This window comes from Cohnella phaseoli, assembly GCF_003386235.1.
Classification (GTDB): Bacteria; Bacillota; Bacilli; order Paenibacillales; family Paenibacillaceae; genus Cohnella; species Cohnella phaseoli.
In genome coordinates, this window is sequence record NZ_QRDZ01000053.1 from 26,942 (window position 1) to 40,608 (window position 13,667).

At 53.0% G+C, this 13,667-nt stretch carries 13 protein-coding genes, 1 rRNA gene and 1 other RNA gene; 14 read left to right on the plus strand and 1 reads right to left on the minus strand.

The window, feature by feature from the left end; translation table 11 throughout:
- Nucleotides 1-40 precede the first annotated feature (40 nt).
- From DFP98_RS36920 to recR, 11 genes are all read left to right on the plus strand, one after another.
- Nucleotides 41-937 carry a carbohydrate ABC transporter permease gene (locus DFP98_RS36920; protein ID WP_116065650.1) on the plus strand — a complete coding sequence of 299 codons (897 nt, stop codon included), beginning with the start codon at nucleotides 41-43 and terminating at the stop codon, nucleotides 935-937.
- 1 nt (nucleotide 938) lies between these two features.
- Complete coding sequence (locus DFP98_RS36925) at nucleotides 939-1,775, plus strand: carbohydrate ABC transporter permease (protein ID WP_246017130.1); 837 nt, start codon at nucleotides 939-941, stop codon at nucleotides 1,773-1,775.
- 30 nt (nucleotides 1,776-1,805) lie between these two features.
- Nucleotides 1,806-2,762, plus strand: coding sequence for an acetylxylan esterase (locus DFP98_RS36930; protein ID WP_116065651.1), 957 nt, complete (start codon nucleotides 1,806-1,808; stop codon nucleotides 2,760-2,762).
- 137 nt (nucleotides 2,763-2,899) lie between these two features.
- Nucleotides 2,900-5,410 (plus strand): DUF4434 domain-containing protein, encoded by a 2,511-nt coding sequence (locus DFP98_RS36935; RefSeq protein WP_116065652.1) that lies wholly within the window; start codon nucleotides 2,900-2,902, stop codon nucleotides 5,408-5,410.
- Between the two features lie 147 nt (nucleotides 5,411-5,557).
- On the plus strand, nucleotides 5,558-5,755 hold the full coding sequence (rpmE, locus tag DFP98_RS36940; RefSeq protein ID WP_116065653.1) for a 50S ribosomal protein L31: 198 nt from the start codon (nucleotides 5,558-5,560) through the stop codon (nucleotides 5,753-5,755).
- A 117-nt stretch (nucleotides 5,756-5,872) separates the two neighbouring features.
- Complete coding sequence (locus DFP98_RS36945) at nucleotides 5,873-6,265, plus strand: hypothetical protein (RefSeq protein WP_116065654.1); 393 nt, start codon at nucleotides 5,873-5,875, stop codon at nucleotides 6,263-6,265.
- 66 nt (nucleotides 6,266-6,331) lie between these two features.
- Nucleotides 6,332-6,597: signal recognition particle sRNA large type (gene ffs, locus DFP98_RS36950), an RNA gene on the plus strand.
- 137 nt (nucleotides 6,598-6,734) lie between these two features.
- A complete protein-coding gene (locus tag DFP98_RS36955; RefSeq protein ID WP_116065655.1) occupies nucleotides 6,735-7,847 on the plus strand; it encodes a two-component system sensor histidine kinase NtrB in 1,113 nt (370 codons plus the stop codon).
- Nucleotides 7,848-7,920: 73 nt separating this feature from the next.
- The gene (gene dnaX / locus DFP98_RS36960; RefSeq protein WP_116065656.1) at nucleotides 7,921-9,675 is read left to right on the plus strand and encodes a DNA polymerase III subunit gamma/tau; all 1,755 of its coding nucleotides are present in this window, start codon (nucleotides 7,921-7,923) and stop codon (nucleotides 9,673-9,675) included.
- Between the two features lie 25 nt (nucleotides 9,676-9,700).
- Nucleotides 9,701-10,012 (plus strand): YbaB/EbfC family nucleoid-associated protein, encoded by a 312-nt coding sequence (locus tag DFP98_RS36965; RefSeq protein ID WP_116065657.1) that lies wholly within the window; start codon nucleotides 9,701-9,703, stop codon nucleotides 10,010-10,012.
- 91 nt (nucleotides 10,013-10,103) lie between these two features.
- Nucleotides 10,104-10,703, plus strand: coding sequence for a recombination mediator RecR (recR, locus tag DFP98_RS36970; RefSeq protein ID WP_116065658.1), 600 nt, complete (start codon nucleotides 10,104-10,106; stop codon nucleotides 10,701-10,703).
- Nucleotides 10,704-10,769: 66 nt separating this feature from the next.
- On the opposite strand, the gene DFP98_RS36975 is transcribed toward recR, so the two are convergent.
- The gene (locus DFP98_RS36975; RefSeq protein ID WP_116065659.1) at nucleotides 10,770-12,464 is read right to left on the minus strand and encodes a M3 family oligoendopeptidase; all 1,695 of its coding nucleotides are present in this window, start codon (nucleotides 12,462-12,464) and stop codon (nucleotides 10,770-10,772) included.
- Nucleotides 12,465-12,660: 196 nt separating this feature from the next.
- Here DFP98_RS36975 and DFP98_RS36980 point away from each other — a divergent pair, with 196 nt between their 5' ends.
- The 3 genes from DFP98_RS36980 to DFP98_RS36990 form a co-directional block, all read left to right on the plus strand.
- Entirely contained in the window at nucleotides 12,661-12,921 is a 261-nt protein-coding gene (locus tag DFP98_RS36980; protein ID WP_116065660.1) for a DUF2508 family protein, read from the plus strand.
- Nucleotides 12,918-13,184, plus strand: a complete 267-nt coding sequence (locus DFP98_RS36985; RefSeq protein ID WP_116065661.1) for a pro-sigmaK processing inhibitor BofA family protein — start codon at nucleotides 12,918-12,920, stop codon at nucleotides 13,182-13,184. The genes DFP98_RS36980 and DFP98_RS36985 overlap by 4 nt, the downstream gene beginning before the upstream one ends.
- 385 nt (nucleotides 13,185-13,569) lie before the next feature.
- Nucleotides 13,570-13,667, plus strand: a 16S ribosomal RNA gene (locus DFP98_RS36990); the annotation flags it as partial.

The following is a 13,667-nucleotide window of genomic DNA, read 5'->3' on the forward strand; positions in this document are numbered from 1 at the left end:
TCCATGGGACGCGGTTTGATCCGCATCTTGGAGGTGCACGGTGAAGAAAAATACGATCAAGGGCTTATTGTTCGCCAGTCCTTGGCTAGTGGGCTTTGTCGGCTTGACTTTGTACCCGATTCTGCTGTCTCTCTATTACGGCTTCACGGAGTTTAATGTCTTCCAGCCTCCGAAATTCGTCGGCTTGAAAAACTATTCCGAACTGTTCGAAGACGAGCTGTTCTGGAAAAGTCTGAAAAATACGCTGTACGTTACGCTGATCGGAATCCCCGTTAATCTGATCTTCGCGCTGCTGATCGCCATGCTGTTGAATATGAAGGTGCGAGGGATGGCCTTCTACCGCACGATCTTTTACTTGCCTACAATCGTGCCGATCGCGGCTTCGACGCTTCTGTGGATCTGGATCATGAACGGACAGTATGGCTTGCTGAATCAGTTGCTCGGGAAGCTTGGAGTTTACCAGCCGAGCTGGTTCGGCGATCCGAGCTATACGAAGCCTTCACTGCTCATTATCGGCGTATGGGCGGTAGGCAATATTATCGTCATTTTTCTTGCTTCGTTGCAGGATGTGCCCAGATCGCTGTACGAGTCCGCAGAGATCGACGGAGCCAATTTCGGAAGGAAGTTTGTCCATATCACGCTTCCCGGCATATCTCCCATTATCTTGTTTCAGTTAATTATGCAGGTTATTAACGGTTTTCAGTACTTCACTCAGGCTTATTTTATCGTTGGCAGCTCGGGAGGATTGAACAGTGCCAGCGGCGGCCCGGAAAACTCGCTGCTGATGTACGCAATCTATTTGTACCAGAACGCGTTTTACTATCTGAAAATGGGTAAAGCCTCGGCGATGGCTTGGGTGATGTTCATTCTCGTCGGAGTCATCACTTGGGCCATTTTCAAATCATCGAAGAAATGGGTTACTTACGGGGGGGAGTAAGGTGATTGGGTCGCCTGCGAGAAAGCTGGGCAGTAAAGTGGTTCCTCATCTCGTGTTGATTGCGCTGGGCCTTATTTTTGCAGTTCCCTTCTTGTGGCTTCTGGGTACCTCCCTTAAGTCGCTGAATGAAATTTCGCAATCGTTGTCCATCGTTCCGAAACAGTTTCAATGGGAGAACTATGTTCGGGTGTTCGAGCGGATTCCGTATGTACGCTATACGTTAAATACGTTTTATGTCAGCGTGTTTAGCGTAATCGGACAGGTGATCTCGTCTTCTCTGGTCGCTTATTCGCTGTCTAAGGTGGAGTGGAAAGGCAAAAATATGATTTTTCCGATCGTTATCGCCACGATGCTGCTGCCTTACCAAGTGACGATGATTCCCGTCTTTATGATTTTTCAGAAGCTGCAATTGGTTGGCTCGTTCTGGCCGCTAATCCTTCCGACGTTTACGGGAGCTCCGTTCTATATTTTTCTGCTGAGGCAGTTTTTTATGACAATTCCCGATTCCTTGATCCATGCGGCGAGAATTGACGGAGCCAGAGAGTTTACGATCTTTACGCGAATTATTCTTCCGCTGTGCAAGCCGGCGCTGGCGGCGGTAGCGATCTTCACCTTTATCGCGACATGGTCCGATTTTCTGGGGCCGTTGATTTATTTGAACGACAACAAATACTACACCCTGACGTTGGGGCTGCAAGCGTTTATGGCCGAGCACTACGTGGAATGGGATCTGCTTATGGCCGCTTCCGCATTGTTCACGTTGCCGATTGTCGTCTTGTTCTTTTTTGCGCAGAAATATTTTATCGAGGGCATTACGTTAACGGGCATTAAAGCATAGATGCACTTCACGACGAGAGGATGACAACCTGTGCCATTAGTGGATATGTCGCTGGAGCAACTGCAGGAATACCAGGGCCGCAACCCTCGTCCCGACGATTTCGACGAATACTGGAGCCGAGCGCTGGCGGAGATGCGGGCGGTAAAGGCGGAGGTGGAATTGGTCAGAAGCGAATTTCAGGCACCTAATGCGGATTGCTTCGATTTGTATTTTACGGGCGTGCGCGGCGCGAGAATCCATGCCAAGTACGTTCGGCCCAAGAACGCTCCGGTTCCGCATCCGGCGATTCTTCAATTTCACGGGTATACCGGCAGCGCGGGAGAATGGTGCGACAAACTTAGCTACGCATCCGTGGGGTATTCCGTCATCGCCATGGACGTACGGGGACAAGGGGGGAAATCGGAGGATACCGGAGGAGTAAAAGGGACGACATTAAACGGCCATCTTATTCGCGGACTTGACGATCATCCCGACAATCTGCTGTTCCGTCACATTTTCCTGGATACGGCGCAATTGGCCGGGATCGCGATGGGCTTCCCGGAAGTGGATCCGGATCGCATCGGGGCGATGGGGGCCTCGCAAGGGGGCGGTCTTACGTTGGCGTGCGGTGCGCTGGAGCCGAGAATTAAGCGGCTCGCTCCTACGTTCCCGTATCTTTGCGATTATTTGCAGGGATACGATCTGGACTTGGACCCGGGCAATCAGGAATTAAAGAGATTTTTCCGTTTTCACGATCCTCAGCACCGGCGCAAGCAAGAAATCTTTACTAAGCTGGGGTACATCGATATTCAATATTTGGCGCAGCGGATTCGCGGGGAAGTGATCCTGGGAATTTCTATGATGGATATCGGCTGCCCTCCATCGACGCAGTTCTCGGTTTACAACAAAATTACGGCGCCGAAAAGTCTGGAGATTTATCCGGATTTCGGTCATGAATATTTGCCTGGATTCGGCGATCAGACGATGCAGTTTTTCCTCGGTCTGTAGTTACGGCAGCAAACAGCGACCTAGGGCGTGTATGCATACACGCCCCAGCCCAGCTCGCATAGCTTTCTCTATCTGTTGCGGTTTGGCGATTCAACGATCATATGCAATTATTCCGATTCATAAAGGAGATTGTGAATATGAACGCATCCGTTGCAAGCCATAGACTTTTCAGCAAAGAGACTGCAGTTGTGGCATTGGTTGTCGTCATCTTGTTCGCATTGCTGCCCTACTCGCATGCCAGCGCTCTCATCCCTCCCGGCAAAGTCAATGCAGCCGCCGGTAAATCTTATGTCTCGGGCACTTCGGCGCATGTCAGCTACCCGGATACGAACGGTTCGGAGTTGACCGACGGCCTCTACGCTTCCGATGTATATAGCGATTCCGCCTGGCAAGGGCATTTCGGCAGCGGAACGTTCGACTTCGTCATCGATCTGGGAGAATTGGAGCCGATCACAGACTTAAGCATTCGTTTCCTCCAAGACCTGGTTACGGGCATCCATCTGCCTGACCAGGTGACGTATTCCTTGTCCGTCGACGGCGAGACGTTCGTCCAGGCCGGCATTGTCGTTCGGCCTTCTACGGATGGAACGCGGCAGATCGTCGCTTACGGGCTTACCGGCCTGCTGAATACAACGGCCAGATACGTGAAGGTTGCGGTGGAGCAAGGAGATTCGGTGTGGACGTTCGCCGATGAGATCGAAGCGCTGCAGGACGAACCGGCCGTGATTGACGTCGATGCTCCCACTGTTCCGACAGGGCTTGCTGTAACGGAAACGACCGGCTCCAGCGTAACCCTCTCATGGACGGCTTCGACGGACAATGTACTCGTGACAGGCTACTACGTCTATTCCGGATTGACGGTAGTGGCGTTTACCGCCGCTCCCTATGTAACGATCGATGGGCTGAGCTCGGGAACCTCCTATACGTATACGGTCAAAGCGAAGGATAAAGCGGGCAATCTATCGGCTGCGAGCGCTCCGATAACGACTGAGACTACGAGCCCGCCGGTATTCAGCGGAACTTTCCTCCAGCCGGATCTGGGGGATTCGTGGAATGCCGCTCAGTGGGAAGAGGAGTTCGAGTACATGCAGGACGTGGGAATCGACCAGTTGGTGCTGCAATGGACGGCGAACAGCAAGTTCAAGACGGCGGTCTATCCGACGTCCGTGACGGGTTACACGCAGAATACGACTCAGGATTTGATGGAGCTTGCCCTAGAGACCGGCGAGAGCGTCGGAACGGATATTTATGTGGGATTAAACGTCAACGACGATTGGTTTTTCAAATACGCCAACGATCCAATTTGGCTGGACCAAGAAGAGGATGCGGCGATAGCGTTCGCGGACGACCTGTGGACGAAATATGGAAGCTATTCTTCATTTAAGGGTTGGTACTTGAGCCTTGAGGTGGAAAACTGGAATTTTCCGACCGCAACCGAATGGGGACGGCTGGCCAATTACTACGATAACGTAATCGCCCATCTTAAAACGCTGTCTCCCAACAAGCCCGTAGTTATCTCGCCTTATTTTAATCCGGCGGGCGGATTGAATCTGGCAGGCTGGCAGGACATGTGGGAATATATTTTGGATGTCGCCCCGATCGACGTGATCGCGCTGCAGGATGGCGTGGGAGCAGGACATGCAACCACCGGACAGCTGGCCGACTGGTTCGCCGCCACTCAGAGCGCCATTGCGAATGCAAGGCCGACTACCGAACTGTGGGCCGATACGGAAACGTTTAATTTGGATTTCCAGCCAATGGCGATCCAGACGATGGTTGACGATATGGACGCGGTGCAGCCGTACGTAACGAATTATTTAAGCTTCAGCTTTAATCATTATATCAGCCCGCAACAAGGGAATTCGCTCTATTACGATACGTACAAAGATTATTACGACAACGGAACGGTGGAGACCGTCGCCCCGACAATTCCGGCGGGACTAAGCGCGACTGCGCTGGATTCGCAAACCGTTCAGCTGCTATGGACGGGTTCTACCGATAATATCGGAGTGGTCGGCTACCAAATCTATCGCAATGACGAATGGGTAGGCAGAACGTATACGAGCCTGTCCGAGTTTACCGACGTTCAGCTTGACGCCAGCACGGCCTATCAGTATAAAATTCAAGCGATAGACGCTGCGGGAAATCTGTCGGGCTTCTCTGCGACGGCGAACGTTACGACTCCGGCAGGCGCAAGCTATCCGACGAATTTGGCTCTAGGCAAGACATATACGGCGAGCGAGCCCGCTCATGCGAATTACCCGGATAGCGGCGGGCAATTAACAGACGGGATCCGAGCGACCTCTAATTTCGGCGATGCCGAATGGCAGGGATATTTTGCCGCCGCTCCGCTCGAATTCGTCGTCGACTTGGGAGCGGTCTCGACGATTGACGAGATTAACGCCGGCTTTTTGCAAGACAAACCGCGTTATATTTTTCTGCCCAAGCAGGTGGAGTATTTCGTATCTTCGGATAATATCAATTTCACTTCGGTCGGCGTTGTAAGCAAACCCGCTGTCGGAGAGGCAACCCGGACGAAGGATTATAAAATGACCGGCTTGAGCGGGGTGACGGGAAGGTATGTCAAAGCGAAGGTCACTCAGCTCAGTTCATGGATATTCATGGATGAGTTCGAGGTCAGAACCTAAAATGCCGCAAACCTCGCGGAGCGCAAGAAGCCGAAGAACGCGGCGGGGATTAGCAGTTGCATGGCCGGACAGCGCTGTGATATAATCCCTCATGTGTCTAATACTCTGGATCCGACTGTTGATCCAGGGCAGAAAGAGGTGAAACCTGTGAAACCATCCATTCATCCGCAATACAACGTAGTTACGGCTGTTTGCGCATGCGGCAACACTTTCGAAACAGGTTCGATCAAGTCGAATCTGAAAGTCGAAGTTTGCTCGGCTTGCCATCCGTTCTACACCGGTAAACAGAAGTTTATCGATGCGGGCGGTCGCGTTGACAAGTTTAAGAAAAAATACGGCATCTAATTACGCAATCGCCAGCGAGCGCCGCCAGCCTTTCCGGTTATCGACGCATGGCAAAATTAGACCGTATAGAGATAAGCCTCCTTTGAAATCCTACGGGATACAAGGGAGGTTTTTTTCATGAGAAAACAATCGATCGCGTTACTGACCGGGTTATGTCTGCTGCTCGCGCTTACCGGGTGCGCAACGAATGGAAAAACAGGGTCGGGCGTGAAAACGCAAAACTACAAGCAGGACGGTTATCTCGGCCAGACGAACGCCCATCCCGGGCTGCCTGGGCATCATATCGTGACGGATTACAAAAACGACAATCTTTCCATGCGGCGGGCGATCAAAAATGTGCCGGGCGTAGCCGATTCCTCCATCACCTTTAACGGAGCGGACGCTTACGTTACCATCAAGCTGGAAGCGGGCTTGGCCCCGCGCGAAATCCCGACGGTCGAGCAGCAGGCGGCAACAGTGCTGCGATTCAACTATCCTCGGTACACAATTCACGTTCAATCGATGAAATAAGCTTTTTTTTCGGGAAGTGTTTCCTTCGGTTGCATTTCCTCGCGCAAGTCGCTATACTTAGTTTTGCCGTGCTAGACGGGGAGGTAGCGGTGCCCTGTAACTCGCAATCCGCTCCAGCGAGGTTGAATTCCTGTTTGAGGTTTTGCGATGCAGGTTCCGGTAGGTGTGTGGATGTGTTGACGGCAAGGTCCTCCGCGAGGGACGGCCATGAACCCGGTCAGGTCCGGAAGGAAGCAGCCGTAAGTGGTTTAGTTCTTGTGCTGGGGGGCAGCCTTGCCTGAGCGTCTCGCTCCTATACGGCTGGATCGCAATTATCGAGATCAGGTGCACGGTTCTGATCGCGCATACGAGCAAAGCACCATGACGATTCGGTCATGGTGCTTTTTTTCATATAGGCCGAAAGGAGGGAAATCGCCCGGAATACCGAATATTTACAATTGCTGGCTCGTTGTCCGGAGGTGAAGTGAAAATGATGGACGAATCGGCAAATCTTGAAGGAGTCCGTGCGGCAGGTGGAATTGAAGCCGAGCGGGAACGCTACGTCAGGCAATTCGTCAACCGCTTTCTATCCATGGAAGGAGTCGGCGTCATGCTGCTGGATTCCGATTTTCACATTGTGGAAGTCAGCGATATGATTGTGTCCTTGTGCGGACTTCCAAGAGCCGATATCGTGAGTAAGCATGCGGAGTTATGGTTTGACGAGGTTGGGTTGAAGCCTCATCCGTTCGACCGGAGCTTGCTCGAAGGAAGGACCTTTCGCAGCAAGGTCTTGAACTGGAAGCAAGACAAGCAACTACATACGCTTATGATCGACGGCGAAAATTTGATGGAAGGGGAGACGCGGACCGGCGCTTTCGTACTGTTCCGGGACGTATCTCACCGAATGGCTTTGGAGGAGCAGGTCAGACGTTCGGATCGGCTGAAGACGATCGGCCAGATCGCGGCGGGCACGGCTCACGAGATTCGCAATCCGCTAACGGCAATCAAAGGATTTATGCAGCTTCTGAGCAAATCCCTCAGGGATCGCGATATGGAGAAGGAGTACGATTACGTCGGAATTGTATTGTCCGAGCTCGATAGGGTGAACGATCTGGTCAGCGAGTTTCTGCTGCTAAGCAGGCCCAAAGAATTGCGCCAAGCTTCGATGAAGGTTGGGGGAGTTCTTCAGGAAATATTGCCGATGATACGCAACGAAGCGTTGCTGCATAACGTAACGGTGATTTACTTGCCCCGGCCTGAGCTGCCTCCGATCTTGGCGGACAAGGAGTTGCTGAAACAAGTATTTTTGAACCTTGGGAAAAATGCAATAGAAGCGATGGACGGAGGAGGGACATTAATAATTCGCGAGTGCGGCATCTCAGAAGAGACTAATCGAATTACAGTGGAATTCAAGGATACGGGGCCGGGGATTCCTTCGGAAGCGCTCGACAAGGTGTTCGACCCGTTCTTCACAACGAAGCCCCAAGGCACGGGACTGGGGCTGTCCGTCTGTCAGCGCATCGTGGACGATTTGGGCGGGAGCATCGAAGTGGCCTCCGATGGAGACGGCGCGCTGTTTATCGTAGGTCTTCCTTGTTATTGAACGAAGGTGGAGCACATCCATCCGATGATGTATAATGGGGGATGAAACGGCAAGCCGACGGGAGCGACTAGCAATGGCACATTTAGCTTTGTACCGGGCATGGCGTCCCCAGACGTTCAAGGACATGGTCGGACAACAACATATCGTTCAGACTTTGCAAAATGCGATTAGCGAAGATCGCCTTTCGCATGCCTATCTGTTCAGCGGTCCGAGGGGAACGGGGAAGACCAGCGCAGCGAAAGTATTGGCGAAGGCGGTCAACTGCGAGCACGGCCCTTCGCCGGAGCCCTGCAATTCGTGTTCGCAATGCGAACGGATTACCAGCGGTTCGGTTATGGACGTCGTGGAGATCGATGCGGCATCCAATCGCGGGGTAGAGGAAATTCGCGATATTCGCGACAAGGTCAAATATTCGCCGACAGAAGTACGGCGTAAAGTGTATATTATCGACGAAGTTCATATGTTAACTACGGAAGCGTTTAACGCGCTGCTCAAAACGTTGGAGGAGCCGCCCGGCCACGTCATGTTCATTCTTGCGACGACGGAGCCTCACAAGCTGCCTCCAACCATTATCTCCCGCTGTCAGAGATTCGATTTCCGCAGAGTTCCGCTGGAGGAACAGACGGGATTGATGAGAGAGATTTGCGGAGAGGAAGGCATCGCTGCGGAGGATGAGGCGCTACGCTATATTGCCCGCCTATCCGACGGCGGCATGCGGGACGCGTTAAGTCTGCTCGATCAGATCTCCTCGTTCACGGGCGGGCGAGTCAGTCTGGAGCTGGCGGTGGAGGCGACGGGCGGTCTGCCTTCCGAGCAATTCGCCCGATTGGCGATTGCCGTGAGAGAGAATGATGCTTCGAAGGTTTTGCTGGAAATCGACGAGATGATGAGAGCGGGAAAAAGCGCAGAAAAATGTCTGGAGCAGCTAATGCATTATTTCCGCGATTTGTTGCTGGCGCAGCTTGCTCCGGAAGCCGGCGAGTCCTCGGGAAGGGTCGGCAACCCAGCGGAGCTGAAGGAAATGTCTGCCGGATTTTCTCGCGAGCGGTTATTTGCTATCATTGATTTGTTGAACCGTTATCAAGGGGAGATGAAATACGCGGCGCATCCTCAGACGATGTTCGAGATCGCGCTGCTTAAGCTATGCTCCGGAGATGCCGGCGAACAGCCACTTATCCGTACAGCGGATTCGGGAGTCGGCCGCGAAGAGCTTGGACAGTTGAAACAGCAGCTCGCAGCTCTGGAGAGCAAGCTGGGTGCGCTGACCAATGGCGGAGCGGCGATCGCTTCGCCGGGCGGCAAGCCGGCGTCCGGGTCCGGGGGCTCACGCGGCTCCGCAGGCCCCGGCTCATCCACGGCGCCGCGCGCAGCGACGGTGTCGCGCCAGAAGCTGGCGGCATTCGCTTCCGCCCGCGGCTCCGCAGGCTCTTACTTGGCCAAATGGCCGCAGATCATGCAGAGAGTCAAGGAAGAGCGGGTTACCGTTCATGCTTGGCTGGTGGACGGCGAACCGGTTTCCTTCGAGGACGGCTCGATTCTGGTCGCTTTCAAAAACTCGATTCATCGGGAGACGACCGAGAAGCCGGCTAACAGGGGCGTAATCGAAGGGGTGCTGAACTCGATTTTCGGCAGTCCGACGCAGCTCGTGACGACTTTGCAGCGGGAGTGGCAAGAAGTGCTCGCGGAATCCGAGGGCACGCCCGGAGGTTCCCCTGAGGCAGAAGAGCTGCAGCTTGTTCCCGAGGGGGAGGAGCCCGGCCGCGAGCCTTGGGTAGACGAAGCTGTACGGCTGTTCGGGGAAGAGCTGGTCACGATTAAGGACGATTAAACCAAACTACGGGAGGTTGCACGACATGAACAACATGAACCAAATGATGAAGCAAGTTAAGAAAATGCAGGAGCAAATGCTGAAGGCTCAAGAGGAACTGGGCAACAAGACGATCGAAGGATCGGCGGGCGGCGGAGTCGTTACCGTTTCCGTCAATGGTCACAAGAAGCTTCTCGACATCAAGATCAAGCCGGAAGCGGTTGATCCGGAAGACGTCGAGATGCTGCAGGATCTCGTTCTGACTGCCGTTAACGATGCGCTTACTAAAGCGGACGATCTGGCTAATCAGGATATGAGCAAATATACCGGGGGCATGAAGATTCCCGGCTTGTTCTAGAATTCAAGATTCGAAGTCGAATAAGCATCCTGAGTTGCTTCGTGATCAAAAGCGAATTTTTTGAACAACTTCTTTAGAGGAGACTGAGCCCTTGTTCTATCCGGAACCGATTGCCAAGCTAATCGACTCCTTCTCCCGCCTTCCCGGCATCGGGCCGAAGACGGCCGCAAGGCTGGCGTTCTACGTCCTACGGATGAAAGAGGAAGACGTGATCGATTTTGCCAAGGCATTGGTGAACGTCAAACGCAATCTCACTTACTGCTCCGTCTGCTGTAATATTACCGATACAGACCCGTGCCGGATTTGCTCGGACAAGGCGCGAGACGCCTCCGTCATCTGCGTCGTTCAGGAGCCGAAAGATCTCGTAGCTATGGAAAGAACCCGCGAGTACAATGGTCACTATCATGTGCTTAACGGGGCGATTTCCCCGATGGACGGCCTCGGGCCGGACGATATCCGCATCGCCGAATTGGTGCGTAGACTAGGCGACGAGCGGGTACAGGAGCTGATTCTGGCCACCAACCCGAACATTGAAGGCGAGGCGACGGCGATGTATCTATCCCGGCTGGTCAAGCCATTCGGTATTAAGGTCACTCGAATCGCTCACGGATTGCCGGTCGGAGGAGACTTGGAATACGCGGATGAAGTGACGATCTCCAAGGCGTTGGAAGGTCGCAGAGAACTGAATTGACGCGCCATCGCGATAAGCCAAACCCCGAGACCGCCGTCGAAGGCGAACTCGGGGTTTTCTATATTCCTATAACGTCTGATCCTGAACGCCGTTCAGCCACTCTTCAATACTTCCGATGACCGAGGTGACGCACCCGTCTTCGAACGGCGAGACCAATCCGGCCTCCTTCACCAGTTCGACGAAGGACAACGTACCTCCCAGACGGCACAGATGCAAGTAGTCCGCCCAAGCTTCGGCGCGATCCTCATGCATTCTTTTCCAGAACTGAAACGCACAAATCTGCGCCAACGTGTAATCAATGTAATAGAACGGCGAGTTGAAAATGTGGCCCTGTTTATGCCAAAATCCGCCCTGTTCATTGTAAGCGTTGTCCGCGTAATCGCGATGAGGGAGGTACTTCTTCTCGATATCGCGCCAGGCGCGTTTGCGCTCCGCCGGAGTCGCTTCCGGATTTTCGTACACATAATGCTGGAACTCGTCCACGGTGACTCCATAAGGCAGGAAGATCAATGCGCCCGCCAAGTGTTGGTAACGATACTTATCCGCCTCTTCCTCGAAGAAGAGATCCATCCACGGCCAAGCGAAAAACTCCATGCTCATGGAGTGGATTTCGCAAGCCTCATAAGTAGGGAAGCTGTACTCCGGTATGCCCAGTCGAGGGCTCTCATAAACCTGGAACGCGTGTCCGGCCTCGTGAGTCAGTACGTCGATGTCCCCCGCCGTCCCATTAAAGTTGGAGAAAATAAACGGAGCTCCATAATCGCTTATATAGGTGCAATATCCTCCGCTTTGCTTGCCCTTCTTGCTCACCAGATCCATCAATTCGTTATCTCGCATAAAACGAAAGAACTTGTCCGTCTCGGGCGACAGCTCGGCATACATTCGCGAACCGTTGTCCACGATCCAATCCGGATCGCCCTTAGGCTTGGCATTACCCGACAGAAACGTAAGATTCTCATCATAGTAGAGCAGACGGTCGACGCCTATGCGCTTTCTTTGGCGTTCCTTCAGCTTGGTGACAGTGGGGACGATGTGCTCGTGCACCTGCTTGCGGAAGTTCGCCACCATTCCGGCATCGTATCCGATTCGACTCATTCTGGCGTAACCAAGCTCGACGAAGCTGGAAAAGCCTAGCTTACGAGCGATTCTTGTCCGCACTTTCACCAACTCGTCGTACAGATTGTCGAATTGTTCTTCGTTGGCGGACATAAATCCGGTTACCGCTTCCGAAGCGCGCTGACGCACTTCGCGCTCGGTCGATTGCTGGAACGGCGTCAATTGCGCGAGCGTTCTTTCTTCTCCCTCGAACGGAATTTTGGCGGAAGCGATCAGCTTGGCATATTTCGTCGTCAGTTTATTTTCCTGCTGAAGATCTTCGATTACCTCGGGGCTGAACGTTTTAAGCGACAGCTCCACCATCCGGAACAATTGCGAGCCCCACTTCCGTTCGAGTTCAGGGCGGAAGCGGGAATTCACGAGCTCTCGATAATAATCGTTCACATACTCCTGGACCACGGGGCCGCTTTCATCGAAAAAGTCCTGCTCGGCTTTGTAGAATTCGTCCTCTGTATTGATCGAATGGCGGATACCGGCGATTTCCCTCATAGATTCGAAGGTATTGCGCAGCTTGTTGAGCTCCGTCATGGCGGAGTTTTGCTCCTCGAAGCTGTCGGCGGATGCGAATGTGCCCAGATGGGCTTTGAAGTCGCGCTCGATCGCTTGCACGTCCGGGCGTTCGTAGCGATATTCGGCGAATTTCATTTTACTGCTCCTCTCCTATTTGTATCGATTGGTTTCATGAATTAGCCTCCAATATCCTCCCTTGGTTATTCGATAAGCCGTTCGGGTAACCCTGCTTTATGATCTGGCAGTTCTAAGAGACTTCAGCCTTCTCATAGAAATAACTATAGGTTGTCCCTCGATTAGGGGATGCATGAGCGAAGGGGAGGGTTTCAATATGGAATGGTTAAGAAAACGTAGATCAAGCGCGGCGCGGCCGCTCGAAAATGAGACGCTGATTGCGGACATTCGTAGAGCCGAGCAGGAGTGGAAGATTGCGGAATGGAGATTTCAGCATGCATTGGGCGACGATCATGTGGACTATGCGATCTACTGTCTGGAAGCCGCCGAGAAAAAGCTGGGCATGCTGCTCAAACAGGCAAAGGGAAGGTTTGGCGAATCCGCCGAGTTTATTAAGGAGGTGCGAGAAGCGAAATGAAAATGTTCTGGCTTGCCTTGCTAGTCGTGTCGGGGTTATCGCTGATCGTCGTGCTCCTAAGGCGCAACGTTCCTAAGGGCTGGCTGACAAGATTCGGCATTCATCTGGTGTTGGCCGCGCTGGCGCTATACGCGCTGAACTTCTCGGGATGGGTGACCGGTTGGTATGTTCCGCTGAACCCGTTTACGATTGGAACCGTTGCTCTGCTAGGGGTGCCGGGCATCGGTCTGGTGCTGGGGTTGCAATGGACGCTGCTGGCCTAAGTTCGTTTGGAAGAAGTCCAGACAGTGTTAGAAAGTACGGAATGCGATGAAAAATAAGCTTTTGCGAAAAATGTTGTCGCAGGCAGTTGACGCGTGAGGTTGCATGTGTTAAATTAGATCTCGCGCCTCTTGGGCGGTCGAAAAGATCGGCGAAAGCGGTCGAGAAGATCAACAAAAAAAATCGGGTTTTGGAATAAAAAACTTGTTGCAAACCGATTGGGCGCTGTGGTATATTATAAAGGTCGCCTCGAGCGGCACTGAAAAAAAGAAACACCGATTGTTCTTTGAAAACTGAACATTGAGCGTAAGAAACAAAAACGTCGGAAGACGACTTCGGTCGTCGGAAGGCAAACCAGCAATAAAGTAATGAGCCTTCTGGCTCTCTATTATGGAGAGTTTGATCCTGGCTCAGGACGAACGCTGGCGGCGTGCCTAATACATGCAAGTCGAGCGGATCTCTGATGGAGCTTGCTCCTGATGAGG